Genomic DNA, 24,864 nt, shown 5'->3' with positions numbered 1-24,864 from the left:
GAGGGCGTCCGCCCTCAAGGTGTCACCAGGCGAAGGCCTCCGGGGACGGACCCGGGCCCGGGAAGATCTCGTCCAGGCCGGTCAGGAGCTCCTGGGACAGCTCCAGTTCGGCCGCGCGGACGGCGGAGGCGAGCTGTTCGCCGGTGCGGGGGCCGACGATCGGGCCGGTCACGCCGGGCCGGGTGAGCAGCCAGGCCAGGGCGGCCACGCCGGGCTCGACGCCGTGCTTGTCGAGGAGGTCCTCGTAGGACTGGACCCGCGCGCGGACGGCGGGGTCGGCGAGCGCGTCGGCGGCACGGCCGGAGGCGCGGCGCTTGCCCTCGACCTCCTTCTTGAGGACACCGCCCAGCAGACCGCCGTGCAGCGGCGACCACGGGATGACGCCGAGGCCGTAGTCCCGCGCGGCCGGGATGACCTCCATCTCCGCGCGCCGCTCGGCGAGGTTGTACAGGCACTGCTCGCTGACCAGCCCGATGGTCCCGCCGCGCCGGGCGGCGATCTCGTTGGCCTGGGCGATCTTGTAGCCGGGGAAGTTCGACGACCCCGCATAGATGATCTTGCCCTGCTGGATCAGGACGTCGATCGCCTGCCAGATCTCCTCGAAGGGGGTGTTCCGGTCGATGTGGTGGAACTGGTAGACGTCGATGTGGTCCGTCCGGAGCCGCTTCAGGCTGGCGTCCACGGCCCGCCGGATGTTGACGGCGGAGAGCTTGTCGTGGTTGGGCCAGGCCGGGCCGTCGGCGCCCATGTTGCCGTACACCTTCGTGGCGAGGACGACCTTGTCGCGCCGCCCCGCGTCCTTGGCGAACCAGTTCCCGATGATGCTCTCGGTACGGCCCTTGTTCTCGCCCCAGCCGTACACGTTGGCGGTGTCGAAGAAGTTGATGCCCGCGTCCAGCGCCGCGTCCATGATGGCGTGGCTGTCGGCCTCGTCGGTCTGCGGTCCGAAGTTCATGGTGCCGAGGACGAGTCGGCTGACCTTGAGTCCCGTTCGTCCGAGCTGCGTGTACTTCATGGCCCGCACGCTAGCCGCGTGGAGTGCGCTCTAGGCAATCCCCAGCGCATTAATCAAGTTTGGCTAGTGCTGGAGTGAGGTAAGGTCCTTGCGGTAGCCCAGCTAGATAAATTTGATTAGTGAGGGGTTCGCGTGACTTTCCTGCCCGACACCGGATACACCGCGACCACCGAGGACCGCGCGAGCCTGGACGCCTGGTTCGCGGAGTACGACGCGGCGAGCGGCAAGCGTGACGTCGAGCGCATGGCGGACATGGCGGTGTTTCCGCTCAACCTCGTGAGCGACGACTCGGCGGCCGACGGCCGGTCGGCGCAGTGGGACCGTGAGCGGTTCGTGACGGCCATGACCCATGTGATGGGAGAGGGAAGCGAGGACATCACCTTCGAGTCCACCCGCACCCCGGTCTTCCTGTCCTCCTCGATGGCCGTGGTGTTCACGGATTCGACCATGACGGTGGACGGCCACTCCCGGCAGCTCAGGTACGCCGACATCCTGCTCAAGCGGGGCGGGAGGTGGGCGTTTCAGACCATGATCCAGGAGGGCTGGGGGGACAACCTCTAGCCCTCGGCACGTGTGTCGACGATCAGTCGCCGTAGTGATCGCCGACGTCCCACGCCTGGTACATCGCCTCCGCGAACGCCTCGGCGATCCTGTGCTCGCCGCTCGCGTTCGGGTGCGTGCCGTCGTAGGTGTCGAGATGGATGTCGTACGACGGTGGCGGGGAGGCCAGGAGGAGGGGTGAACGGGGCTCGTCCAGGTCGGCGACCGCCTTCGCGAGCAGTTCGTTGAAGCGGGTCACCTGCGCCGCGAAGGAGGCGTCCGACTCCGCCCGGACGTTCGGGATGACCGGGAGCACCACGATCCGCACCCGCGGGTTCGCCGCCCTCGCCTCCGCCACGAAGCGCCGTACGTTCTCCGCCGTCTGCTCGGCGTTCGTGTAGAAGCCCAGGTCGATCAGGCCCAGGGACACCAGGAGGACGTCGGCCCGGCACGACCGCACGGCCTCACCGATCAGCGGGGCCATGTGCAGCCAGCCCTCGCCCCAGCCGGCCAGGTGGGCGCGCGGGAAGCCCGGGTCGGCGTAGGCGTACGACGTGGGGGCGTCGGCGACCTTGTCGTAGAGCGTCTCTCGCGGGCCGACGAGGGTGAAGGGGCCGCCGTACGATCGGCGCAGGTGCTGCCACAGCCGGTGGCGCCAAGTGTGTTCGCCCGCGCTTCCGATCGTCATGGAGTCACCGACGGGCATGAACCTGAGCATCCGCTCATGATGCTGGATCAAGGAGCCGGGTGGGGTGTGAGTCGGGCCACGCGTGTCGGCCGGCCGCGTACGCTTTTGATCGGTCGCAGCCGCTGAACCGCCGAGCGGGGTGGCAGGCTTGGGGCATGCGCAGACCGTTCGCCCTGCTCGCCGCGGCCCTCCTCGTCGGTGCCTTCGCGGTGCCCGCCTCCGCCGCCGATGCCGACGAGGACTTCACCATCAAGGACCCGCGCATCACGGAGTCCAGCGGTCTCGCCGCATCCCGCCGGCATCCCGGCGTCTACTGGACGCACAACGACAGCGACGACGGGCCCTACATCTACGCCGTCGACAGCAGGACGGGCGAGACCGTCGCCCGCCTCACCCTCACCGGGGTGGGCACGCCACGGGACGTCGAGGCCATCTCCATCGGGCCGGGCGACCGGATCTACGTCGGTGACATCGGCGACAACCTCGGCGGCGGCTGGCCCCACGTGTGGATCTACGAGCTGCCCGAGCCGAAGACGCTGGAGGACCGGACGGTCCGGGCCACGCAGTACGTCGTGAAGTACTCCGACGGGGCCCGGGACGCCGAGTCCCTCGTGGTGCACCCGAAGACCGGACGGGCCTACATCGTCGACAAGAACGAGAAGGGCGGGCACCTCTACGAAGGACCCGCCCGTCTCTCCGTCTCCGGGACGAACGTCTTCAAGCCCGTCGCGTCCGTTCCCGACCTGGAGGCCACCGACGCCACGCTCTCCCCGGACGGTGAACACCTCGTCGTGCGCAGCTACTTCGGCGCGATCGCGTACGACTGGAACGGCGGGAGGATCAAGCGGGAGAAGCGGCTCGGCGTGCCGTTCCTCGGGCAGGGCGAGTCCGTCACCTACACCGCCGACGGGAAGCGGCTGATGTACGGCGCGGAAGGGGCAGACAGCCCCGTGGAGGGGCAGGAGGCTCCCGGGGGCGGCGGGAAGTCGTCGTCCGGCGGCGGGAGTTCGGCCGCAGGGGACGGCGCGGACAGCGGCGACGGACTGAGCGGCAACCTCAAGACCGGCGCCATCGCCGTGGCCGTGGCCTGCGTCGCCCTGCTCGGTCTGCGGGGGCTGCGGCGCAGGAGGTAGCGGACTGCGGCGCCGGGAGGCAGGCCCGGCAGCCCCGTTCCGGGCCGGGCCACTTCCCGGTCACCGGGTGCCGGTGCGCCTCTCGAGGCGGGTGCCGTCGCGAAGGGTGATCGACATCAGGTCGCTGGGGGCGTCCAGTTCCAGGCGGTGCCAGCGGCCGCGGGGGACGATCACGGCTGCGCCCGCTCGCAACCGCACCATCTCCTCGGCCCCGCCGGGCACGTCGGGACGGAAGTAGAGGCGGACGCCGCCGGTGAGACAGCACACCGCTTCCTCGGCCCGCGGGTGCATCTCCCAGTGGTCGGCGTGCACGTCGGCGTCGGTCTCGACGTGGAACGCGGCGATCTGCCAGGCGCCGGAGCCGCTGCCCGTCATCCGCCGCTCGACGGCCCGGACGTCGCCGTCGGAGTGGAAGAGCAGCGCCGAGGCGAACAGATCGATGGTGGGGGCCGTCATGACGGAGTTCCTTCCAGCTGGTTCTTCGCGGGGTCGGTGGACCGCGGCACCGGGGCCACGGCTCGGCGGCGCGGCAGTACGCCGACCGCCGTGACCGCCGCGAGCACGAAAACGGCGGCGGCGACGGCCAGGCCCAAGGCGTAGCCATCGTTGAGCGCGGCGGGGTCGGTGGCCGTCCCCGTGCGGTGCGCGGCGAGGGTGCCCAGGACGGCCAGGCCGATGGAACCGCCGAGTTGGCGGGAGCTGTTCATCAGGCCGGACGCCATACCGGCCTCACGCGGAGCGACGCCGGTGGTGGCCGCGGCGGCGACCGGAGCCAGGACCAGCCCGGCGCCGGCACTGGTGACGAGGGACGGTCCGAGGACGTCGGTGAGGAAGCCGCCGTCGGGGCTGATGAGGGCGAACCAGGCCAGGCCCGCGGCGGCCAGCAGGGCACCGGGCACCAGGGACGCACGGGGGGAGCGGGACGCGGTGACGCGGGTCGCGACCATGGTTCCCGCGACCAGGCCCAGGGAGAAGGGCAGGAACGCGGTGCCGGTCGCCGCGGCACCCATGCCCAGGACCTGCTGCATGTACAGGGACACGAAGTAGAACGCCGTGAACTGCCCGGCCGCGGCCAGGAACACCAGCACGTTCGCGCCGGCGACCCAGCGGCTGCGCAGCAGGCCGAGGCGCAGCAGAGGTGTGGCGACCCTCGCCTCGGCGAGAACGAAGGCGGCGAGCAGCACGGCCGCGGCGGCGAGGGTCGCCCACGTCACCGGGGAACTCCAGCCCAGGGTGTCGGTGCGGACGACACCGAGCACCAGGAACCCGACTCCGCCTGTCGCCAGGACGGCGCCCAGCGCGTCCAGCCTCTCGCGCCGGGCGGGTGACGCCCCGGCCGGCACACCCGCGAGGACCAGCGCGAGAGCCACCGCGACGATGGGCAGGTTGATCAGCATGACCCAGCGCCAGGTCGCGTACTCGGTCAGCAGTCCACCCACCAGCACACCCAGTGCTCCGCCCGCGGCGTTCACCGCGCTCCACACCCCCAGCGCCCGGACGCGCCGGTGGCCTTCGGCGAAGGTGGTGGTGAGCATCGCCAGCGCGGCCGGCGCGGCTGCGGCGGCGCCCAGTCCCTGTCCGGCCCGGGCGGCGACCAGTTGCCCGGGGTCCTGGGCCAACCCTCCCACCAGCGAGCAGAGCCCGAAGACGGCCAGCCCCAGCACGAACATCCGACGCCGGCCGTAGAGGTCGCAAGCGCGTCCCCCCAACAGCAGGAACCCGCCGAACGCGAGCGCGTACGCGTGCACGACCCACGACAGGTCGAGCGGCGCGAAGCCCAGCGCCGTGCGGATCTCGGGTAACGCGACGTTGACCACGGACATGTCCAGGGCGACGACGAACTGGGCGACGGCCGCCGCCGCCAGCACCACTCCGGGCCTCCCGCGAGAGTTTCTATACATGTACGAAAACTTAGCCTCGGAGTTCGGCGTTGTCGACACCTGCGCGATGATGGGCGGCATGCCGCAACCGTCCGCACCACGCAAGACCCCGGGCCGGCCGCCCCGCATCTCCCGCGAGGAGATCCTTGCGGCGGCCCGCCGGATCGTGGATGAGGCAGGGGTGGACCGGCTGACCATGCGGCGGCTGGCCATGGAAGTCGGCAGTACGCCGATGGCGCTCTACCACCACGTCCGCGACAAGGAGGAACTGCTCGTCCTCCTGCTGGACGACCACGCCGCCCGGACCCTGCGCCGGCCGGAGCTGCCCGCCCACCCCCGCGAGCGGGTCGTCGTGGCCGCCACCGCCATCCACGCGGCGCTCGCGGCCTGTCCATGGAGCGTGGAGGTGCTGACCGCCGATGACCTGCTCTCCACGAGCGCGCTGTGGTTCGTCGAGCAGATCGTCGACGGCCTGGTCGAATGCGGCCTCTCGCCCGACCGGGCCGTGCACGGCTACCGTGCGATCTGGTACTACACCGCCGGGGAGCTCGTGGTCAGGACGGCGGCGGCCCGCCGGCGCGCGAGCGACGACCGTGTGACCTACCGGGAGCAGGTCTTCGCCGATCTCGACCCGGGCGAGCTCCCCCGCTTGGCGCAGCTCGCGGACCGTTGGGCTCCCCTGACCGCCGAGGACACCTATCAGGAGGGGCTCCGGGCCCTGGTGGACGGGCTTCTCGCCGGCCGCTGACGGGAGCGCGCCGTGGGCGGTGATCCTTGCGGTGCTCGGTCCCGGAGGCTTGACGTGCTCATGGTGCATCAGTTCTCTGGGAGGTGCGCGGCTTCATGGGAGCGCTCCCATGTGCCGCGCCTCCCCCTCCCAGAGGAACCCGAGAGGAAGCAGCCACATGTTCCGCACTCTGCGCAGAGCGCTGTGTGTCGCCGCGGCGCTCCTGTTACCGCTGGCGGGTGTGCACTCGGCACACGCCGACGTGGACGCGAAGGCCGCCGGCGCCGGTTACTGGCACACCAGCGGCCGGCAGATCCTCGACGCGGCCGGGCAGCCGGTCCGCATCGCCGGCATCAACTGGTTCGGCTTCGAGACCGACACCCACGTCGTCCACGGCCTGTGGGCCCGCGACTACAAGAGCATGATCGACCAGATGAGGTCGCTGGGCTACAACACCATCCGGATGCCCTACAGCGACGACATCCTCAAGCCCGGCACCATGCCCGACAGCATCAGCCACGACGGCAAGAACACCGACCTGCGCGGGCTGACGTCCCTCCAGGTCCTGGACCGGATCGTGGCCTACGCGGGCCAGGCCGGACTGAAGGTCGTCCTCGACCGGCACCGCCCGGACGCGGCGGGCCAGTCGGCGCTCTGGTACACGGCGTCGGTCCCCGAGTCGACGTGGATCGCCAACCTCAAGGCCCTGGCGGCCCGGTACCAGGGCAACTCCACGGTCATCGGCATCGACCTGCACAACGAGCCCCATGACCCGGCCTGCTGGGGCTGCGGCGACACGGCCCGGGACTGGCGCCTGGCCGCCCAGCGGGCGGGCAACGCGGTGCTGTCGGTCAACCCCGAGCTGCTGATCATGGTCGAGGGCGTGCAGTCGCACAACGGCGCGAACGGCTGGTGGGGCGGCAACCTGATGGGCGTCGCCCAGCACCCGGTCCAGCTCGACGTCCCCGGACGGCTGGTGTACTCGGCCCACGACTACGCCACCTCGGTGGCCCAGCAACCGTGGTTCGGCGACCCGTCCTTCCCCTCCAACCTGCCGGGCATCTGGGACAAGTACTGGGGCTACGTCTTCAAGCAGAACATCGCCCCGGTGTGGCTGGGCGAGTTCGGTACGACACTCCAGCCGGCGGTCGACCAGAAGTGGCTATCGGAGCTGGTGAAGTACCTGCGCTCGACCTCGGCGTACGGCGCCGACAGCATCCACTGGACGTTCTGGTCCTGGAACCCCAACTCCGGTGACACCGGGGGCATCCTGAAGGACGACTGGCAGACCGTGGACACCGTGAAGGACGGGTACCTCTCGGCCGTCAAGGCGCCGGGCTTCGGGGGCGGCGGCACCGGGCCCGGCCCGGGCGGCCCGGGTGACCCCGGCGGCGGCACGGCCCGCTGCACCGCCGCGTACACGGTCAGCAGCGACTGGGGCGGCGGCTTCAACGCCGAGGTGAAGGTGACCAACACCGGGACCGTTCCGCTGAAGTCCTGGAAGGTCACCTGGACATGGAGCGGCTCCCAGAAGGTCACGAGCATGTGGAACGCGTCGCACACCCAGAGCGGGGCGACCGTCGCCGCCGTCAACGCCGGGCACAACGGGAGTGTGCCGGTGGGAGGTTCGACGAGCTTCGGGTTCGGGGGCTCGCCCGGGGGCGGGGGCGTGCCGGAGGTGAGCTGCACGGCTGCGTGACCGGTGTGCGCGTCCCCTCGGCCTGTCGGTTTCATCGGTCGGGAGGGCACGGCATTGGGCAGCGGTACGAAAAGAGCGGCACCAGAAGAGCGGTGGGCGCCCGGGGTTCGCGGGGGGCCCACCGCACGTTCGAAGACTCGGTTCGGTCAAATCTTGTCGAAGACGTTCTTTCGGCACCCGCTCTTCCGAAAGGATGCGGCAACGGCCCGCGTCACTCGCGGGTCTGAACCCCCCTCACCGTTCTGAGAGAACTCCATGAGAAGAAGCGCAGCCGTACTGTGCGGCGCCACGGTCGTGCTGGCCGGGACGCTCACCGCCGCTCCCGCCAGCGCCGACGCGTCGCAGTCCGCGAACACCGCCCTGACGACCGCGGCGGCGAAGGTCACTTGGAAGAAGTGCGGTACGGACGACTCCCCGACGCTCCAGTGCGCGTCGGTGAAGGTGCCGCTCGACTACGCGAAGCCCGCGGGCAAGCAGATCACGCTGGCGCTGTCCCGCGTGCCGCACACCGCGTCGAAGTCCCAGGGCCCGCTGCTCGTCAACCCCGGCGGACCCGGCGGCAGCGGCCTGTCACTGGCCTCGTTCGTCGCGTCCTCGCTGCCCAAGGAGGTCGCCGCCCAGTACGACGTCGTCGGCTTCGACCCGCGCGGCGTGGGCAAGAGCCGGCCCGCCCTCGACTGCAAGCCGGGCCACTTCGATCCGGTGCGCCCCGACTCCGTGCCCGGCACGCCGGCGATCGAGAAGGCCAACCTCGACCGTGCCAAGGCCTTCGCCCAGGCCTGCGGCAGGAAGTACAAGGACGTCCTGCCGTACATCGACACGGTCAGCGCCGTGAAGGACATGGACTCCATCCGCAAGGCCCTCGGCGCGTCGAAGATCAACTACTTCGGCTACTCGTACGGCACCTACCTGGGCGCGGTCTACGCCAAGATGTACCCCGAGCGGGTGCGGCGCCTGGTGCTGGACTCGATCGTCGACCCGACCGGCGTCTGGTACGACGACAACCTCCAGCAGGACTACGCCTTCGACAAGCGCCACAAGGCGCTGATGGCGTGGATCGCCAAGTACGACTCCACCTACAAGCTCGGCACCGACCCGAAGAAGATCGAGGCCAAGTGGTACGCCATGCGGGCGGCCCTGGCCAAGAAGCCCGCGGGCGGCAAGGTGGGCGCCTCCGAGCTGGAGGACATCTTCATACCCGGCGGCTACAACAACGGCTACTGGCCCACGCTCGCCCAGACGTTCTCGGCGTACGTCAACAAGAAGGACACCGCCGCGCTCGTCAAGGCGTACGACGACATCGCCGCCATCGACGCCTCCGGTGACAACGGCTACAGCGTCTACACCTCGGTGCAGTGCCGTGACGCGTCCTGGCCGCGCGACTGGAAGCAGTGGCGCAAGGACAACTGGGCGGTGTACGAGAAGGCCCCCTTCATGGCCTGGAACAACGCCTGGTACAACGCGCCGTGCGCGTTCTGGCCGACGAAGTCGCTGAAGCCGGTGAACGTCGCCAACGCCAAGCTTCCGCCGGTCCTGCTGTTCCAGGCGACGGACGACGCGGCCACCCCGTACCAGGGCGGTGTCACCATGCACCGGCTGCTGAAGGGCTCCAGCCTGGTGGTCGAGCAGGGCGGCGGCAACCACGGCATCACGCTGAGCGGCAACGCCTGCCTCGACAAGCACCTCGCGGCGTACCTCACCAACGGCAAGGTCCCGCAGGGCAACGGCGTCGCCGACGCGGTCTGCAAGAAGAACCCCGACCCGAAGCCGCAGTCGGCCGTCGCGGCGGCCGGTGACAGCCTGCGGGGGATTCTGGGGTCCGGCCGGTGAGGGTACGGTCGTGAATCGGTCGTGACTCTCGCATGAGCTGAAGAGCGCAGGGGTGCCCGGCGATGCTCGCCGGGCACCCCTCTCGTTGTTGACGAGGGGTGGGGTGTGCGGAACGAGATGGTGGCCGTACCGGCGGGACGCGTCGCGCTGTCCGACCGGCGGACCGAACGCAGTTGGACCGTCGAGGTCGCGTCGTTCCGGATGTCGGCCGTGCCGGTCACACAGGGCTGGTACGCCCGGGTCACCGGCGAGTGGCCGGGTTCGGCCCGCGGTGACCGGCTGCCCGTCGAGGGCGTGTCGTGGTGGGACGCGGTCCGCTTCTGCAACACCCTGTCCCGGGCGGAGGGACTGACCCCCGCTTATCACCTGCGGCCCGAGGCCGGGATGGCCGACTGGGACACCTCCGCCGACGGCTACCGGCTGCCCACCGAGGCCGAGTGGGAACACGCCTGCCGGGCGGGCAGCACCGGCCCTCGCTACGGCCGGCTCGAGGAGATCGCCTGGTACGGCGGCAACTCGGACGACCGCATCCACGCCGTGGGCGGTAAACAGCCCAACGCCTGGGGTCTGTACGACATGCTGGGCAATGTCTGGGACTGGTGCTGGGACCTCTACGACGCCGAGGTCTACGGCACCTACCGGGTGCTCCGCGGCGGCGGCTGGTCCGACGAGCACTGGAGCTGCCGTGCTTCGGTACGGCGCCGCAGCCATCCGACGTTCCGGATCGACGACGTGGGTTTCCGTGTCGTGCGCCCGGACCCCCGGCAGACGTCCTAACCGCGGCCGGGGACGATGCCCGAGCTGGGCTTGACCATCACCGGGCAGACACCGCACTGCGGCCGAGTGCGCGCACCCGGTACGCGTAGAGACCCCCACGCCCGCCGCGGCGTCCGGCTGCGAACGCATCTGTCATCTCGGTCTCCGCCACGTCCTCACACTGCCACGACCCGCGGGTACAGTCGCGGTTCCGCAGCCGACGATTCGAGCGGAGCCACTAGCCCTCCAGCCCCGCCCCCTCCAGCGCCGCCGTCTTCTTGCGGCCGCGGCCGCCACCGACCTGGGTCCGTACCGCGCCCATGCTCGCCGCGATGACGAGGGCGATCGCCGCGGCCTGCATCGCCGTGAGGGCCTGGTCGAGGACGAGGAAGCCGGCCGTCGCGGCGAGGGCCGGTTCGAGGCTCATCAGGATCGCGAAGGTGGAGGCGGGCAGACGGCGCAGGGCGAGGAGTTCGAGGGTGTAGGGCAGGACGGAGGAGAGCAGGGCCACCGCCGCGCCCAGGCCCAGCGTCACCGGGTCGAGCAGCTTCGCACCCGACTCGGCGATGCCCAGGGGCAGGAACAGCACGGCCCCGACCGCCATCGCCAGGGCCAGGCCGTCCGCCTGCGGGAAGCGGCGGCCCGTGCGGGCGCTGAAGACGATGTACGCCGCCCACATGGCGCCGGCGCCCAGGGCGAAGGCCGCACCGGTGGGGTCGAGGCTGTCGAAGCCTCCGCCGCCGAGGAGGAAGACACCGGCGAGGGCGAGTGCCGCCCAGACGGCGTTGATCGCTCGGCGGGACGCCAGGACCGAGAGGGCGAGCGGGCCGAGGACCTCCAGGGTGACCGCGGGACCCAGCGGGATGCGGTCGACGGCCTGGTAGAAGAGGCCGTTCATCCCGGCCATGGTGATGCCGAAGACGACGACCGTGCCCCAGTCGGTGCGCGAGTGGCCACGCAGCCGCGGACGGCAGACCAGCAGCAGGACGACCGCCGCGACCAGCAGACGCAGCGCCACGACGCCGAGGGCACCGGCCCTCGGCATCAGCGTCACCGCCAGCGCGCCGCCGAACTGCACGGAGATCCCGCCGGCGAGTACCAGGCCCACGGGCCCGAGGGAGCCGAGGCGGTGCGAGGCACCGGCCGGTGCCGGGCTGACGGAGGGCGCGGGCCGGGACGTGGTGGCGGTGTCGGGGGTGGTCACGGGCGGTCCTGTTACTGGGCTCGGGGGCGTAGGTACACCGCCTTGCACGGTGGTGTACAGCGGGATGTACTCTCAAGTCGAGAGTAATGGACTCGGTCAGGTGCGTAAACCGATTACGCCACTGTCTCGCGATGCGGTCGGGTCAGCGCCGCGCCAGGTACAGATTCAGCGCCTTGTGGAGCAGCCGGTTGAGCGGGAAGTCCCATTCGCCGAGGTACTCGACGGCCTCGCCGCCGGTGCCCACCTTGAAGCGGAGCAGTCCGAGCAGGTGGCTGGACTCCTCCAGGGTGTCGGTGATGCCGCGCAGGTCGTATACGGCGGCGCCCAGTCCGTGCGCGTCGGTCATCATGCGCCACTGCACGGCGCTGCTCGCCTGGACCTCGCGCCGGCGGCCGGTGGAGGCGCCGTAGGAGTACCAGACGTGCTCGCCCACGGTCAGCATGATCGCGGCGGCCAGCACCTCTGAGTCGTGGTGTGCGAGGTAGAGCCGCATCCGGTCGGGGTGCTCGGCGGTGAGCGCGTTCCACATGCGCTGGAAGTAGGGCAGCGGTCGGGACAGGAAGCGGTCCCGCTCGGCGGTCTCCGTGTACAGCGCGTGGAAGACCGGCAGGTCCTCGTAGCCGCCGCGCTCGACCTTCACGCCCGCCTTCTCCGCCTTGCCGATGTTGCGCCGCCACTGCTGGTTCAGACCGCCGCGGATGTCGTCCAGCGAGCGCCCGGCGAACGGCACCTGGAAGACGTACCGGGGCTGGCCCGCGGCGAAGCCGCCCTCACCAGCGGGTTCGGTCTGGCGCCAGCCCATGCCGCGCAGGGCGTCGGCGACCTGCCCGGCGCCGGGGTCGTACGACGTCGCCGGAACGTCCCCCAGCCGCCGGGCCGCCGGGTCCGCGATGGCGGCCTTGACCGTCCCGGCGTCCCAGCGGCGCACCACGACCGGCGGGCCCATACGCACCGTGAAGGCGCCGCGGCCGCGCAGGTACTCCAGCATCGGCTCCAGCAGCCCCGCCAGACCGGGCGACCGCCAGTCGATCAGCGGGCCCTCGGGCAGGTAGGCGAGGTACCGCCGCAGCCCGGGCACCTTCGGCCCGGGCACCGGGCGCAGCAGTGCCAGTCCGGTGCCGATCAGCCGCCCGCTCTCGTCGAACCAGCCGAGGCTCTCCGGCCGCCAGTCGGGTTTCACCTCGCCCCAGGACGGGACCTGGGTGTGGCTGGCGCAGGGGCGGGCCGTGACGAACGTCAGGTGCTCGTCGCGGGTGATCGGCTGGACGCGGACGCTCATGAGCGGGCTCCTTCGGCAGGCTGTGCCGCGAGCCTAGAAGCGGCTTCGGCCGTCCCACGGCCGAGACACTCAGGTCCGCCCGTCCGGTGGCCCGAACGCCTCAAGCCCGTCCGCGTTCCTCCGCCAGCGCGTCCGCGAGCACCTCCGCCAGATGCCTCCCGCGCACACCCGCCAGCTGCTCCAGCTGCGTACGGCAGGAGAAGCCGTCGGCCAGCACCACCGTGCCGTCCGGGGCGTCCCGCACCGACGGCAGGAGCCGCTCCTCCGCGCACGCGGCGGACACCTCGTAGTGGCCCTTCTCGAAGCCGAAGTTCCCCGCGAGACCGCAGCAGCCGCCGCTGAGGTCACCGGAGAGCAGGGCGGCCGCACGCAGCCGGCGGTCGGCGGCGTCGCCCAGCACCGCGTGCTGGTGGCAGTGGGTCTGGCCGGCCACCGGGCGGTTCACGCGCGGCGGCGTCCAGTGCGGGGCGTGGCGTTCCAGCGTCTCGGCGAAGGTGAGGACCTTCGCGGCGAGGCGGGCCGCGCGCGGGTCGTCGTGCAGCAGCTCGGGTACGTCCGTGCGCAGGGCCGCGGCGCAGCTCGGCTCCAGGACCACCACCGGGGCGCCGGTCTCCAGCACCGGCTCCATCAGGTCCAGCGTGCGGCGCATGACGGTCCGGGCGCGGTCCAGCTGGCCCGTCGACACGTACGTCAGCCCGCAGCACACCCGGCCCCGGCCCCGCAGCAGCGACAGCGGGTCGAGCGCGACCGTCCGGCCGTCACCCACCGGCGGCTTCTGAAGACGCACGGTCGGCGGCAGCGCCACCCGCAGCCCGGCCGCCTCCAGAACCCGGACGGCGGCCTGCCCGACGGAGGGCGAGAGGTGCTCGGTGAAGGTGTCCGGCCACAGCACGACGAGGTCGCCGGTTCCGGCGGACGGGCGATGCGCGGCGTCCGTGCCGCCGTGGGTGTCCGTGGCGCCGTGGGTGTGCTTGCCGCCGTGGGTGTGCGTGCCGCCCTGGGTGTCCGTGCCGCCGTGGGTGTCCGTGCCGCCCTGGGTGTCCGCGCCGCCGTGGGTGTCCGTGCCGCCGTGGACGCCCGCGCCCCGCTGGGCGCCGGTGCCGTCGGGCGCCCCGGTGCCACTCGGGGTGGGGAGGCCGGCTCCAGCGGTCGCGCCGTCCCCGGCGCTCCCGGCGTCCTCGGCGATCCCGCTGTCCTCGGCGCTCCCGGGGCTGTTGGGAATCCGGCTGGCATCGGCGCTCCCGGCGCCCTTGGGAATCCCGCCGTCCTCGGCGATCCCACCGCCCCCGGCGACCCCGTAGCCCCCAGCGGCCGTCTCACCCCGCCGCCGCTCCCACCACCGGCTGAAGGTCGTCCTCGCCACCGCCGGGAGCTCCCGCTCCGGCGCGATCCCGCCCAGCCGTTTCGCCGTCCACGCGAAGGGCCGTACCCGGGCGAGCGCGTTGACCAGCGGTGCCGTGCGCGTGCGGGCGACCGCCCGGAGCCACACCGGCAGCCGGCCCATCGCGTAGTGCGCGGCGGGCCGCAGCCGCCCGGCGTAGTGGTGGTGCAGGAACTCCGCCTTGTACGTGGCCATGTCGACCTCGACCGGGCAGTCCGACCGGCAGCCCTTGCAGGACAGGCACAGGTCCAGCGCGTCCCGCACCTCCCTGGAGCGCCAGCCGTCGGTCACGACCTCACCGGCGAGCATCTCGTGCAGCAGCCGGGCACGCCCCCGGGTGGAGTGCTCCTCCGCGCCGGTCGCCCGGAAGGACGGGCACATGACGGAGGAGCCGGACACCGACGTCGTACGGCACTTGGCGACGCCCACGCAGCGCCGCACCGCCGCCGAGAAGTCACCCCGGTCGGAGGGGTAGCCGAAGGCGACGTCGACGGGCTCGCGCGGCAGGACGGAGAAGCGCAGGCCGGCGTCGAGCGGCGCGGGGCGTACCAGCATCCCGGGGTTGAGGAGGTCGTCCGGGTCCCACACCCCCTTCACCCGCTCGAAGAGGCCCACCATCTCCTGCCCGTACATCCTCGGCAGCAGCTCCGCGCGCGCCTGCCCGTCCCCGTGCTCACCGGACAGCGACCCGCCGTGCGCCACCACCAGCTCGGCGAGCTCCTCGGAGAAACGGCGGAACCGGGCGACGCCGGCCCGCGTCAGCAGGTCGAAGTCGATCCGGACGTGGATACAGCCGTCCCCGAAGTGCCCGTACGGCGTGCCGCGCAGCCCGTGCGCCGCCGTCAGCGCCCGGAAGTCGCGCAGATACGCCCCGAGCCGGGCGGGCGGCACCGCGCAGTCCTCCCACCCCGGCCAGGCCTCGGTGCCGTCCGGCATCCGCGTCGCCGTACCGCTCGCGTCCTCCCGGATCCGCCACAGCGCCCGCTGCCCGGCCGGGTCCGTCACCACCAGGGCGTCGACGACGTCGGCCGCCCGCACGATCGCCTCCGCACGGGCGCGGGCCTCGCCCGGCGACTGCCCACCGGTCTCCACGAACAGCCAGGCCCCGCCCTTCGGCAGGGCGGTGGCTGAGGGCACCAGGTCGGCCGCCATGCCCTCCACGGTCAGCGGGGCGAACGGCAGCAGTCCGGCGGCGGCCTCCGCCGCGGCGCCCTCGTCGGCGTACGCCAGCACGGCCAGCGCACGCGCCCGGGGCGCCTCGACCAGGCCTACGACCGCCTCCGTCAGCACGCCCAGCGTGCCCTCGGAACCGCAGAAGGAGCGGGCCACGTCGGCGCCCCGCTCGGGCAGCAGCGCGTCCAGCGCGTATCCGGAGATGCGGCGGGGCAGGTCCGGGAAGCCCGTACGCAGCCGGGCCAGTTCACCGCCCGCCAGTTCCCGCAGCCCGTCCGGCGCCCCGGCCCAGTCCCGCCCGAGCCGCAGCCGCCGCCCCCGCGCGGTGACGACGTCCAGCTCGCGCACACTGTCCGCGGTCGTCCCCCACGCCACCGAGTGCGAGCCGCACGAGTTGTTGCCGATCATGCCGCCGAGCGTGCAGCGGCTGTGGGTGGAGGGGTCGGGGCCGAAGCGGAGCCCGTGCGGGGCGGCGGCCTCCTGAAGCCGGTCGAGCACCAGCCCCGGCTGCACGACGGCCGTACGCGCCCCGGGATCCAGCGACACGAGCCGGTTCATGTGCCGGGTGAAGTCCAGCACCACGCCCGTGCCCGTCGCCTGCCCCGCGATCGACGTCCCGCCGCCTCTCGCCACGACCGGCACACCCCGCCCCCGGCACACCGCGAGGACCGCCGCCACGTCGTCGGCGTCACGGGGGGCGACCACACCCAGCGGCACCCGCCGGTAGTTGGAGGCGTCCATGGTGACCAGCGCCCGGGAGGTGACGTCGAAACCCACGTCACCCCGGACGACCCGGCGCAGCTCCGCCTCGAGGGCGGTCAGATCCCCGGCATCCGTCATGCGTCCAGCATGCCCCGGTGGATCAGCCCTTGACGGCCGAGCTGGCCACACCCTCGACGAACCAGCGCTGGAAGAACGCGAAGACGATCAGTACGGGCAGCACCAGCAGCACGCCGAAGGCGAGGATCTGGCCCCAGTCCGGGGGCTGCTGCCCCTGGAAGACGCTCATCTCCAGGGGGAGGGGACGCACCGACGGGTCGGACACCATCAGCACCGGCCACAGGAAGGAGCCCCACTGGATGAGGAAGGTGAGGATCGCGACCGAGGCGAACACCGGCCGGGACATCGGCACGATGATCGCGAAGAAGGTCCGCCAGGGGCCGGCGCCGTCCAGCCGGGCCGCCTCCTCGATGCTCGGCGGGATCTTCTTGAAGAACGTGTGGAACTGGTAGATCGCGAAGGCGTTGGCGACGAACGGCAGCGCCTGGATGAAGATCGTGTTGCGCTGGCCGTTGAACATGTAGAACAGCGGCACCGCCACCGACTCGAACGGGATCAGCATCAGCAGCAGGACCAGGGTGAACACCGCGTTCTGCCCCCGCCACTTCAGCCGGGTCAGCCCGTAGGCGGCCATCGAGTTGACGATCAGTCCGCCCGTGACCACCACGAACGACAGCAGCACCGACACGCCCATGAACTGCCAGAAGTAGCCGGTGCTGTCGGAGTTCAGGCTGTCGAGGACGGCCGTGTAGTTGTCGAAGGAGAGGTGGGTGGGCAGGAAGCCGGACAGGCCGTTCAGGACCTCGCCGGACGGCTTGAGGCTGCCGAGGAAGAGGTAGAGCGCGGGGAGGGCGAAGACGAACGCCAGGACGCTCAGGACGGTGTAGTCGAGGACGCGGCGTACGGGGGTGCGGGTCATGGCCATGGTGGAGTCAGTCCTCGTTGTCGGGCCGGACGACGCGGCGCTGGACGATCGTCAGGACGACGACGATCAGGAAGAACACCACCGTGACGGCCGAGGCCTGGCCGATGTTGTTCTGGTCGAAGGCCGTGGTGACGGCCTGGTACATCACGGTGCGGGTGGCGTCCTCGTCCAGGCCGCCGCCGCGGATCAGGATGTACACCTGGTCGAAGACGCGGAAGGACAGCACCGAGGTCAGCATCGCGACGAACACCAGGGTGCCGCGGATGCCGGGCAGCGTGACGTGCCGGAACTGCTGCCAGCGCGAGGCCCGGTCCAGCTGGGAGGCCTCGTAGAGCTCGCCCGGGATCTGCTGGAGGCCGGCCAGCAGGATGACCATCTGGAAGCCGACGCCCTGCCACACCGACAGCACGATGATCGAGCCCATCGCGGTGAGACCGTCACCGAGCCAGTCGAAGGCACCCCAGTTGCCGAACGTGACCACGTCCAGCACGGAGTTGAGCATGCCCTGCTCGCTGCGGGCGAGGATCAGCCGCCAGATCACGGCGACCAGCGCCATCGGGAAGACCACCGGCATGAAGAAGAAGGACCGGAACACGCCGATCGCCTTCAGCTTGCGGTTGAGCAGGATCGCCAGCGCCAGCGCCAGCCCCGTCTGGAGCGGTACGACGACCACGGCGAAGGCCAGGTTGTTCAGCAGCGCCCGCAGGAACGGGCCGGACAGGTCGGGGTCGGTGAACAGCCGCCGGTAGTGCTCCACGCCGAAGAAGGTGGGCTCCAGCGGTGAGCCGAGGCGGACGTTGTAGAAGGAGAGCACCACGGCGTAGCCGAACGGGATGCCGACGAAGGCGATCAGCCCGCCGACGGCCGGGGCGGACATCAGCAGCCCGTGCAGCCAGTCGCGGTTGCCGCGCGACGGACGCGAGGGCTTCGCGGAGGGCGCGGACGAGGCGGCCTGCGCCCGGCCAGGGGGCGCGGCGTGCGCGTGTTCCACGGTTTTCACGGGAGGGTCCTTCCCGGCGGGGCGGGCCCGGCCGGCACGGGGCAGCGTCGTCGCGCTGCCCCGTCGCCGGCGGCCCGCCCGGGCCGATGCGTGCTGCGGGTTACGGGATCTCGTAGCCGGCGTTGTCGGTGAAGTCCCGGTCGATGGCGCGGGCGGCCTTCTGCAGGGCTTCCTTGGGGTCGGCGCCGCCGTAGATCGAGTTCAGGGCCGTGCTGAACTTGGCGGTGATGGTGGGGTATCCGGCGGTCACCGGGCGGGTGACGGCGACGCAGGAGCTGCTGATGTCGCTGTCGCCGCACGGCTTGGCCAGCTGGTCGGCGAAGAGCTGGAGCGGGCCGCCCTTCTTGTACAGCTCGCTCTTGGCGAGGGCGGACTTGGTGGCGGGCACCGCGCCGTTGGCCTTCGTCATCGCGCCGACGTTGGTGTCGTTCAGCAGGTAGTCCAGGAACGTGCCGGCGGCCTTGCCGTTCTTGCTGGCGGCTCCGATGCCCCAGGCCCAGGAACCCTGGCCGGCCTTGGGTCCGTTGCCGAAGTCCGGCAGCGGCAGGACGGCGAGGTCGTCACCGAGCGCCTCGCTGTACGCCGGGTAGTTCCAGTGGCCGACCCAGCTCAGCGCCACCTTGCCCTTGGCGAAGGCGTTGCCGTCGGTGTTGGCGTCGACGTACGGCTTCCAGGACTGGAAGGTCTTCATGGCGGAGACGACCTTCGGGCTGTCCAGGGTGCCGGCCGCCTTGCCGTCCTTCAGCAGGCCGCCGCCGGCCGACCAGACGATCGGGGAGAAGCCGAAGGTGCCCCACTCGGAGGCCAGACCGTACTGCTCCGAGATGTCGAGGACCTTGCCGTCGGAGTCCTTGCCCTTCAGTGCCTTCAGCGCCTTGCCGAACTCCTCGGCCGTCCAGGCGTCGTCCACGCTCGTCGGGTACTTCACGCCGGCCGCGTCCAGCAGCTTCTTGTTGGCGTACATACCGAGCCCGGCGTCGAACATGCCCAGGCCGTAGTGCTTGCCGTCGATCTCGCCCTGCGCCTTGATCGCGTCGGTGGCGTTGGAGAGGGTCTTGGCGGAGACGTGGCCGTCGACCGGGGCGAGCTTGCTGTTGAAGACGAAGTTCGCCATCGTCGGGCCGTCGAACTCCAGGACGTCCGGCAGTTCCGAGGCGTCGGTGGCGGTGATGGTCTTGGTGTAGTCCTTCTCGGGTATGAGCTTCAGCTCGGCCTTGATCTCCTTCTGCGAGGAGTTGAAGGACTTCACCGCGTTCTGCAGCGCGGTCGCCTCGCTCGCCTGGCCCTGGTGAGCCCAGACGCTGATGGTGCCCTTGCCGCTGCCCTGTTCGGCGGAGGTGTCCTTGCCGCCGCCACCCCCGCCGCAGGCGGCCAGCGCGGCCAGGGGCAGCAGGGCGAGGGCCGTCAGGCCTGTACGACGGTGTTTTCCGTGACCGGTGATCATGTGATGTCTCCGTGCGTGGGTGCGGGTGGGTACGCGGACGGTGGGCAGGGACCGGGGGCCGGAACGGCGCCCCCGGCGGCGGGCGGGGAGGGAACGGGGGAGGGTGGGGCTACCGCTGCCGGCCGGTGTTCGGAGGAGCGGTGGTCTCGCGCAGGACGAAACGGATGGGCATCTCGACGGGGTGCGGCGGCCCGGCGTCCGGATCGTCCAGCCGCGCCAGCAGCAGCCGGGCCGCCTCCCGGCCCTGGGCCGCGACCGGCTGGGCCACGGTGGTCAGCCCGACCACCTCGGACAGCCCGTGATCGTCGAAGCCGACGACGGACACGTCCTCCGGAACCCGCAGCCGGTGCCGGCGCAGGGCGCGCAGCGCGCCCATCGCCATCTCGTCGGACTGGGCGAACACGGCGGTCGGCGGGTTGCGCAGCGCCAGCAGCTCGGTCATGGCCCGCTCGCCGCCCTCGACCGTGTAACCGCCGTCCGACTCCAGGCCCGGGTCGGGCTCGATCCCGGCGTCGGCCAGCGCGTCCAGATAGCCCTGCCGGCGATCGAGGGGCGTGGTCCAGTGCAGCGGCTCACTGGCCCCGGAGATCATGCCGATCCGCCGGTGGCCGAGGTTCACCAGGTGCCGTACGGCGCTCTCCGCCCCGCCCCGGTCGTCGATGCCGACCACCGTGAAGCCGGGCCGGGCACCGCCGACCGTGGTCGCCAGCGGCACGTCGAGGGACCGCAGGGCGGCGGCCTCCTCCGGGTCCGGGATCAGCAGGGACAGCACGGCGTCGACCCGCTTGCGGATCGGCAGCTTGGTGAAGAAGCGCTTGCGGGCCTCCGGTGAGCCGAGGTTGTACAGCAGGACGTCGTAACCGGCGGCGCTGAAGACCTTCTCGGCGGCGTCCAGCACGGTGCCGAAGAACCAGCGGCCCACGTACGGGACGACGACGCCGATGGTGTGGGTGCGCCCGCTGGCCAGGCTGGACGCCGAGCGCGAGGCGATGTAGCCCAGCTCGGCGGCGACCTCGACGATCCGGGCCCGCATCTCCTCCGACACTCCGGGACGCCCGCGCAGGGCCCGGGACACGGTGGACGCCGAGACCCCGGTGGCCGCTGCGACATCGGTGATGCTGACCGTCACGGGACGCTCCTTGGTCGGGTGCACGCGGCGTGCCCGGGTTCGTCCGGAACACATCGGCGTGTGGGGGAGTGACGAGACCGTAAACCCGCCCAAGCGGTTGCGCAAGCGTTTGCGTTCGGGTTTTACTTCGGCTGACTCTCAGAGAAACCCTCGCCAGCCAGATCACAGCGCACACGCTTGAGTGCCGCTGTCGGCAGACAGGACCTGTCCATGCGATACGCGCCGCCCGGCCTCTGCGTGAACGACTTCGACCTCCTGCGCCACGCGGACGGCACCTACACAGCGCTGCACCTGCAGGGCCCGTGGACGGCCGAGTTCGACCACCTGCGCATGGAGACCTCCTACGGCCGGGCCACCTCCACCGACCTGGTCCACTGGGAGCCGCAGGGCACGGCCTTCGGCAACGGCCTGCCGGGCCGCTTCGACCAGCAGGCGGTGTGGACCATGCACGCCTTCCCGCACGGCACCGGCATGGCGATGCTCTACACCGCCGTCTCCGGCCTCACCCCCGGCGGCTGGCCCCTGCAGTCGGTCGGCCTGGCCCACTCCGACCGCACCGACGGCACCGGCTGGCGCCGCCACGGCACGGGCCCGGTCGCCGAGGCCGATCCGCGCTGGTACCGCACGGGCGAACGCATGGGCTGGCGCGACCCCTTCGTCGTACGCGACGACGAGTCCGACGGCTGGGTCATGGTGGTCTGCGCCGCCGACGCCTCCCTGCCGGTCGAGGTCAGCGGCTGCGTCGCCTGGGCCACCTCCGACGACCTTGAGCACTGGACCGTCCACCCGCCGCTCATCTCCCCCGGCGACGTCGACGAGCTGGAGTGCCCGGTCCTGGAACGCCTCGACGACGGCGGCTGGCTGCTGCTCGGCTCCATCGGCGCCACCCGGGGCTTCGAGGCGTGGACCGCCCCGCGGCTGCGCGGCCCGTGGACCCGCCGCGGCCCGCTCGGCCCGACGGGCGCGTACGCCCCGCGCGTCGTCACCGCCCCCGACGGCTCCCGCGTCGTGCTGCACACCACCCCGCGCCGCGTCGGCCTCACCGACACCGGCGACCGCTGCCGCGGCATGCTCGCCCAGCCCAAGGCCCTCGTCGTACCGCCGGACGCGGCGCCCCGCCTGGAATGGTGGCCGGGCCTGGACCCGTGGCTCGGCGAGGAGACCTACCACGCCCACCTGAACGCGGTCGGTGACGTCACCCTCTCCGGCCGCACCGAGATCACCCTGCGCACCCATGTCTCCGACGGCGACCGGCCCGCGCTCACGGTCACCTGCGACGGCAAGAACCTCCAGGTCACCGGCCCCGAGGGCGCCCCGCTCGGCGAGACCCTCCTGCCGGAACCCGCCGCCGGCTTGCGCATCCTCACCGTCGGGGAGTACGTCGAGGTCTACGCCGACGGCGTCTTCGTCCTCACCACCCTGTGCTACTCCGGCCGCCCCGCCCCCTGGACGGCCGTCACCGAGGGCCGCGTCCGCCCCGTCCCCGTCCGCCCGGTCCGGCTGCCCGCCCCGCACCGCGACGACGCCTCGGCCGTCTGGCCAGGCGTGTGAGGGGCGAGGGCTGCCCGAACGCCGTCTCACCCGACGGACGACGTTTCGCCCGCGTTTCCGGAAACGGCTACGCTCCACTCCGTGGCTGAGATCCAGATTCCCTCTGACATCAAGCCCGCGGACGGACGTTTCGGCGCGGGTCCCTCCAAGGTGCGGACGGAGGCGCTGGACGCCCTCGCCGCCACCGGCACCTCCCTCATGGGCACCTCCCACCGCCAGGCTCCCGTCAAGAACCTGGTCGGCAAGGTCCGCGAGGGCATCAGCGAGCTGTTCCAGCTCCCCGACGGCTATGAGGTGGTCCTCGGCAACGGCGGTTCCACCGCGTTCTGGGACATCGCGACGCACGGCCTGATCGAGAACAAGTCGCAGCACCTCACCTTCGGCGAGTTCTCCTCCAAGTTCGCCAAGGCCGCGAAGCTCGCCCCGTGGCTCGCCGAGCCGGACGTCATCTCCGCCGACCCCGGCACGCACCCCGAGCCGGTCGCCGCGGCGGGCGTCGACGTCTACGCCTTCACCCACAACGAGACCTCGACCGGCGTCGCCATGCCGATCCAGCGGGTGGCCGGCGCCGACGAGGGCGCCCTGGTCCTGGTCGACGCCACCTCCGGCGCCGGCGGTCTCCCGGTCGACATCGCCGAGACGGACGTCTACTACTTCGCCCCGCAGAAGTCCTTCGCCTCCGACGGCGGCCTGTGGATCGGCGTCTTCTCCCCGGCCGCCATCGAGCGGGCGGAGCGCGTCCACGCCTCCGGCCGGCACGTCCCGGAGTTCTTCTCGCTGCCGACCGCGATCGACAACTCCCGCAAGAACCAGACGTACAACACCCCGGCCCTCGCCACCCTGTTCATCCTCAACGAGCAGCTGGAGTGGATGAACGGCCAGGGCGGCCTGGACTGGGCGGTCCGCCGCACCGCGACCTCCGCGCGGACGCTGTACGGCTGGGCCGAGGACGTCAAGTTCGCGAACCCGTTCGTCACCGACCCGGCCAAGCGCTCGCAGGTCATCGGCACGATCGACTTCACGGACGAGGTGGACGCCGCCGCCGTCGCCAAGGTCCTGCGCGCCAACGGCATCGTCGACACCGAGCCCTACCGCAAGCTCGGCCGCAACCAGCTGCGCGTCGCGATGTTCCCGTCGATCGACCCCGCGGACGTCGAGGCGCTGACCAAGTGCGTCGACTACGTGATCGAGAAGCTGTGACCTTCTCCCGCACGTGAGCGAGGGCGCCCCGCCTGTGCGGGGCGCCCTCTCTCGTGCTCCGGCAGCCGCTCCACCGTTCGGCCGGCGCGGCACTTCAACGGCAGGCGTACTTCTGGAGGATCTGCGCGGCCAGCTGCCGAATGCGCTCGCGCGCTTCCACGGGGGCGGTCACGGTGAGGCTGTCACCGAACTGCAGGAGCTGACGGACGTCCTCCACGTTCCGGCCGGTGACCGTGATGCTCACGCGCCCCTCTCCGGCGGTGTCCCGAACGGTCAGCTTACGGCCGAGGATGCGCTTCGCCCGGCCGAGGTGCCGCGAGTCGAGTTCGGCGTGGATCGGGAAGGTCCTGGGGTTCTCCCAGTCCGCCGTCAGCTCTGCCGCGACGCTGTCCAGGGTCGCGTCCGGGCGCAGCCGGCGAGCCGCCCGCATCGGCTCCCAGTCGACAAGCCTCTCGAGCGCGTGGAGCCGGGGACGGCCCGCGCAGTCCGCCACGAGATACCACCTCCCGGCCTTGGCCAGCAGACCGTACGGGTCGACGACCCGCCACGTGGCCTCGGTCTCCGCGGACCGGCGGTAGGAGATGCGCAACCGCACACCGCGCCGCAGGTCACCGACGAGCGCCGCCGGGGGCATGCCCTCGGAGTCCGGGGAGAACCACGGTCTGTTGTCGGTGGTGACGACCGCGCTCAGCGGTAGCCCACCGGTGCTCGACGCTCCCGCCCGGGGGCGCACCTTCTGACGCGCGCGCCGGGCGCCGGCGGCGGCTCCGAGTTGCTCGCGTTGCTCGTCGTCGAGGCCGTAGAGGACGAGGTGGTCCCGTTCCTCCGGAGTGAGCCGTGACGTGTCGAGCAGACCACCGGGCAGCAGAGTCACCCCGCCCCAGCGGCCGCGCCGGACCAGCAACGGGAAACCCGCCTCCTGCAGCCACCGCAGATCGCGCACGACGGTACGCACCGACACGCCGACCTGAGCCGCCAGGTCGGCGGTCGTCGTGGTCTCCCTGGACTGCAGCGCCAGCAGCAAGGTGAAGAAACGATCCGGAGTCACGGGATCGAGAATCCCAGAAAACATGACGGAATCCGTCATGAATGACCGGCACGCTCCAGTCGCAGGCAAGACCGACCGAAGGAGCGAGACATGCCGAGCCCGATCGTGTTCATCGTCTACGTCAACGACGCCCCCGAAGCCGCCCGTTTCTACGCGGACCTTCTCGAGATCAAACCCGGTTTCGAGACTCCCCGGTACATCACCTTCGACCTCGGTGGCGGCGCGGAACTCGCGCTGTGGAGCGGGCACGCCGAGGGCCTGACTCCCGAGGTGCGGCGGACCAGTGAGGTCTGTCTCGTGCTGACGGGCGGACCGGACGTGATCGACCGTCGGTTCGAGCAGTGGGTCGCGAAAGGCGTGCGAGTGGTCAGTGAGCCCCACGACGAGGCCTTCGGGCGCACGTTCGTCGTGACGGATCCGGACGGCAACCTGATCCGAGTCGCTCCCGTCGACTGACGACCGGCTGCCGACGACCGCGGCGA

At 71.6% G+C, this 24,864-nt stretch carries 21 protein-coding genes; 9 read left to right on the top strand and 12 right to left on the bottom strand.

What is annotated here, in order from left to right:
* Positions 1–22: 22 nt before the first annotated feature.
* Positions 23–1,015 carry an aldo/keto reductase gene (locus IE212_RS18560; RefSeq protein ID WP_190198994.1) on the bottom strand — a complete coding sequence of 331 codons (993 nt, stop codon included), beginning with the start codon at positions 1,013–1,015 and terminating at the stop codon, positions 23–25.
* A 132-nt stretch (positions 1,016–1,147) separates the two neighbouring features.
* Here IE212_RS18560 and IE212_RS18555 point away from each other — a divergent pair, with 132 nt between their 5' ends.
* Positions 1,148–1,576 (top strand): DUF4440 domain-containing protein, encoded by a 429-nt coding sequence (locus IE212_RS18555; RefSeq protein ID WP_190198993.1) that lies wholly within the window; start codon positions 1,148–1,150, stop codon positions 1,574–1,576.
* A gap of 22 nt (positions 1,577–1,598) precedes the next feature.
* Here the strand turns inward: IE212_RS18555 and IE212_RS18550 are convergent, their stop codons facing one another.
* Positions 1,599–2,273 (bottom strand): SGNH/GDSL hydrolase family protein, encoded by a 675-nt coding sequence (locus tag IE212_RS18550; RefSeq protein ID WP_190198992.1) that lies wholly within the window; start codon positions 2,271–2,273, stop codon positions 1,599–1,601.
* Positions 2,274–2,398: 125 nt separating this feature from the next.
* Between IE212_RS18550 and IE212_RS18545 the strand changes: the two genes are divergently transcribed.
* A complete protein-coding gene (locus tag IE212_RS18545) occupies positions 2,399–3,376 on the top strand; it encodes a WD40 repeat domain-containing protein (protein ID WP_190198991.1) in 978 nt (325 codons plus the stop codon).
* 60 nt (positions 3,377–3,436) lie between these two features.
* Here IE212_RS18545 and IE212_RS18540 read toward each other — a convergent pair whose 3' ends face one another.
* A complete protein-coding gene (locus IE212_RS18540; protein WP_190198990.1) occupies positions 3,437–3,832 on the bottom strand; it encodes a cupin domain-containing protein in 396 nt (131 codons plus the stop codon).
* Positions 3,829–5,277, bottom strand: a complete 1,449-nt coding sequence (locus IE212_RS18535) for an MFS transporter (protein WP_190198989.1) — start codon at positions 5,275–5,277, stop codon at positions 3,829–3,831. Before IE212_RS18535 ends, IE212_RS18540 begins: the two co-directional genes overlap by 4 nt.
* A gap of 58 nt (positions 5,278–5,335) precedes the next feature.
* Here IE212_RS18535 and IE212_RS18530 point away from each other — a divergent pair, with 58 nt between their 5' ends.
* From IE212_RS18530 to IE212_RS18515, 4 genes are all read left to right on the top strand, one after another.
* Complete coding sequence (locus IE212_RS18530; protein ID WP_190199189.1) at positions 5,336–6,004, top strand: TetR/AcrR family transcriptional regulator; 669 nt, start codon at positions 5,336–5,338, stop codon at positions 6,002–6,004.
* A gap of 157 nt (positions 6,005–6,161) precedes the next feature.
* Positions 6,162–7,682, top strand: coding sequence for a cellulase family glycosylhydrolase (locus IE212_RS18525; RefSeq protein ID WP_190198988.1), 1,521 nt, complete (start codon positions 6,162–6,164; stop codon positions 7,680–7,682).
* Positions 7,683–7,937: 255 nt separating this feature from the next.
* Positions 7,938–9,512: an alpha/beta hydrolase gene (locus tag IE212_RS18520; protein ID WP_190198987.1), complete on the top strand. Its 1,575-nt coding sequence runs from the start codon at positions 7,938–7,940 to the stop codon at positions 9,510–9,512.
* A 117-nt stretch (positions 9,513–9,629) separates the two neighbouring features.
* Entirely contained in the window at positions 9,630–10,289 is a 660-nt protein-coding gene (locus IE212_RS18515; RefSeq protein ID WP_190199188.1) for a formylglycine-generating enzyme family protein, read from the top strand.
* Between the two features lie 217 nt (positions 10,290–10,506).
* Here the strand turns inward: IE212_RS18515 and IE212_RS18510 are convergent, their stop codons facing one another.
* The 7 genes from IE212_RS18510 to IE212_RS18475 form a co-directional block, all read right to left on the bottom strand.
* Complete coding sequence (locus tag IE212_RS18510; RefSeq protein WP_190198986.1) at positions 10,507–11,472, bottom strand: EamA family transporter; 966 nt, start codon at positions 11,470–11,472, stop codon at positions 10,507–10,509.
* Between the two features lie 142 nt (positions 11,473–11,614).
* Positions 11,615–12,751, bottom strand: coding sequence for a lipid II:glycine glycyltransferase FemX (locus tag IE212_RS18505; RefSeq protein WP_190198985.1), 1,137 nt, complete (start codon positions 12,749–12,751; stop codon positions 11,615–11,617).
* A 100-nt stretch (positions 12,752–12,851) separates the two neighbouring features.
* The gene (locus IE212_RS34980) at positions 12,852–16,145 is read right to left on the bottom strand and encodes an FAD-linked oxidase C-terminal domain-containing protein (RefSeq protein WP_229864427.1); all 3,294 of its coding nucleotides are present in this window, start codon (positions 16,143–16,145) and stop codon (positions 12,852–12,854) included.
* A gap of 22 nt (positions 16,146–16,167) precedes the next feature.
* Entirely contained in the window at positions 16,168–17,010 is an 843-nt protein-coding gene (locus IE212_RS18490; protein WP_190198984.1) for a carbohydrate ABC transporter permease, read from the bottom strand.
* A 7-nt stretch (positions 17,011–17,017) separates the two neighbouring features.
* Positions 17,018–18,010: a carbohydrate ABC transporter permease gene (locus IE212_RS18485; protein ID WP_190198983.1), complete on the bottom strand. Its 993-nt coding sequence runs from the start codon at positions 18,008–18,010 to the stop codon at positions 17,018–17,020.
* A gap of 100 nt (positions 18,011–18,110) precedes the next feature.
* On the bottom strand, positions 18,111–19,454 hold the full coding sequence (locus IE212_RS18480; protein WP_190198982.1) for an ABC transporter substrate-binding protein: 1,344 nt from the start codon (positions 19,452–19,454) through the stop codon (positions 18,111–18,113).
* A gap of 109 nt (positions 19,455–19,563) precedes the next feature.
* Positions 19,564–20,583 (bottom strand): LacI family DNA-binding transcriptional regulator, encoded by a 1,020-nt coding sequence (locus tag IE212_RS18475; protein WP_190198981.1) that lies wholly within the window; start codon positions 20,581–20,583, stop codon positions 19,564–19,566.
* A 210-nt stretch (positions 20,584–20,793) separates the two neighbouring features.
* Here IE212_RS18475 and IE212_RS18470 point away from each other — a divergent pair, with 210 nt between their 5' ends.
* Positions 20,794–22,134: a glycoside hydrolase family protein gene (locus tag IE212_RS18470; protein ID WP_190198980.1), complete on the top strand. Its 1,341-nt coding sequence runs from the start codon at positions 20,794–20,796 to the stop codon at positions 22,132–22,134.
* Between the two features lie 81 nt (positions 22,135–22,215).
* A complete protein-coding gene (gene serC / locus IE212_RS18465) occupies positions 22,216–23,334 on the top strand; it encodes a phosphoserine transaminase (RefSeq protein WP_190198979.1) in 1,119 nt (372 codons plus the stop codon).
* A gap of 94 nt (positions 23,335–23,428) precedes the next feature.
* On the opposite strand, the gene IE212_RS18460 is transcribed toward serC, so the two are convergent.
* Complete coding sequence (locus IE212_RS18460; protein ID WP_190198978.1) at positions 23,429–24,382, bottom strand: helix-turn-helix transcriptional regulator; 954 nt, start codon at positions 24,380–24,382, stop codon at positions 23,429–23,431.
* A gap of 90 nt (positions 24,383–24,472) precedes the next feature.
* On the opposite strand from IE212_RS18460, the gene IE212_RS18455 reads away from it, so the two are divergent.
* Entirely contained in the window at positions 24,473–24,838 is a 366-nt protein-coding gene (locus IE212_RS18455) for a VOC family protein (RefSeq protein ID WP_190198977.1), read from the top strand.
* The last annotated feature ends 26 nt before the right edge of the window (positions 24,839–24,864 follow it).

The sequence above is a fragment of the Streptomyces djakartensis genome (genome assembly GCF_014651075.1).
Classification (GTDB): Bacteria; Actinomycetota; Actinomycetes; order Streptomycetales; family Streptomycetaceae; genus Streptomyces; species Streptomyces djakartensis.
The sequence above is the reverse complement of the archived record's forward strand: the minus strand, read 5'-3'. Positions and strand labels throughout refer to the sequence as shown.

Excerpts from the sequence above, each read along its gene's own strand:
- IE212_RS18560 (WP_190198994.1), bottom strand. The coding sequence starts at position 1,015 with ATGAAGTACACGCAGCTCGGACGAACGGGACTCAAGGTCAGCCGACTC.
- IE212_RS18550 (WP_190198992.1), bottom strand. The coding sequence starts at position 2,273 with ATGCTCAGGTTCATGCCCGTCGGTGACTCCATGACGATCGGAAGCGCG.
- IE212_RS18545 (WP_190198991.1), top strand. The coding sequence starts at position 2,399 with ATGCGCAGACCGTTCGCCCTGCTCGCCGCGGCCCTCCTCGTCGGTGCC.
- IE212_RS18540 (WP_190198990.1), bottom strand. The coding sequence starts at position 3,832 with ATGACGGCCCCCACCATCGATCTGTTCGCCTCGGCGCTGCTCTTCCAC.
- IE212_RS18535 (WP_190198989.1), bottom strand. The coding sequence starts at position 5,277 with ATGTATAGAAACTCTCGCGGGAGGCCCGGAGTGGTGCTGGCGGCGGCG.
- IE212_RS18530 (WP_190199189.1), top strand. The coding sequence starts at position 5,336 with ATGCCGCAACCGTCCGCACCACGCAAGACCCCGGGCCGGCCGCCCCGC.
- IE212_RS18525 (WP_190198988.1), top strand. The coding sequence starts at position 6,162 with ATGTTCCGCACTCTGCGCAGAGCGCTGTGTGTCGCCGCGGCGCTCCTG.
- IE212_RS18520 (WP_190198987.1), top strand. The coding sequence starts at position 7,938 with ATGAGAAGAAGCGCAGCCGTACTGTGCGGCGCCACGGTCGTGCTGGCC.
- IE212_RS18515 (WP_190199188.1), top strand. The coding sequence starts at position 9,630 with ATGGTGGCCGTACCGGCGGGACGCGTCGCGCTGTCCGACCGGCGGACC.
- IE212_RS18505 (WP_190198985.1), bottom strand. The coding sequence starts at position 12,751 with ATGAGCGTCCGCGTCCAGCCGATCACCCGCGACGAGCACCTGACGTTC.
- IE212_RS34980 (WP_229864427.1), bottom strand. The coding sequence starts at position 16,145 with ATGACGGATGCCGGGGATCTGACCGCCCTCGAGGCGGAGCTGCGCCGG.
- IE212_RS18490 (WP_190198984.1), bottom strand. The coding sequence starts at position 17,010 with ATGGCCATGACCCGCACCCCCGTACGCCGCGTCCTCGACTACACCGTC.
- IE212_RS18480 (WP_190198982.1), bottom strand. The coding sequence starts at position 19,454 with ATGATCACCGGTCACGGAAAACACCGTCGTACAGGCCTGACGGCCCTC.
- IE212_RS18470 (WP_190198980.1), top strand. The coding sequence starts at position 20,794 with ATGCGATACGCGCCGCCCGGCCTCTGCGTGAACGACTTCGACCTCCTG.
- IE212_RS18455 (WP_190198977.1), top strand. The coding sequence starts at position 24,473 with ATGCCGAGCCCGATCGTGTTCATCGTCTACGTCAACGACGCCCCCGAA.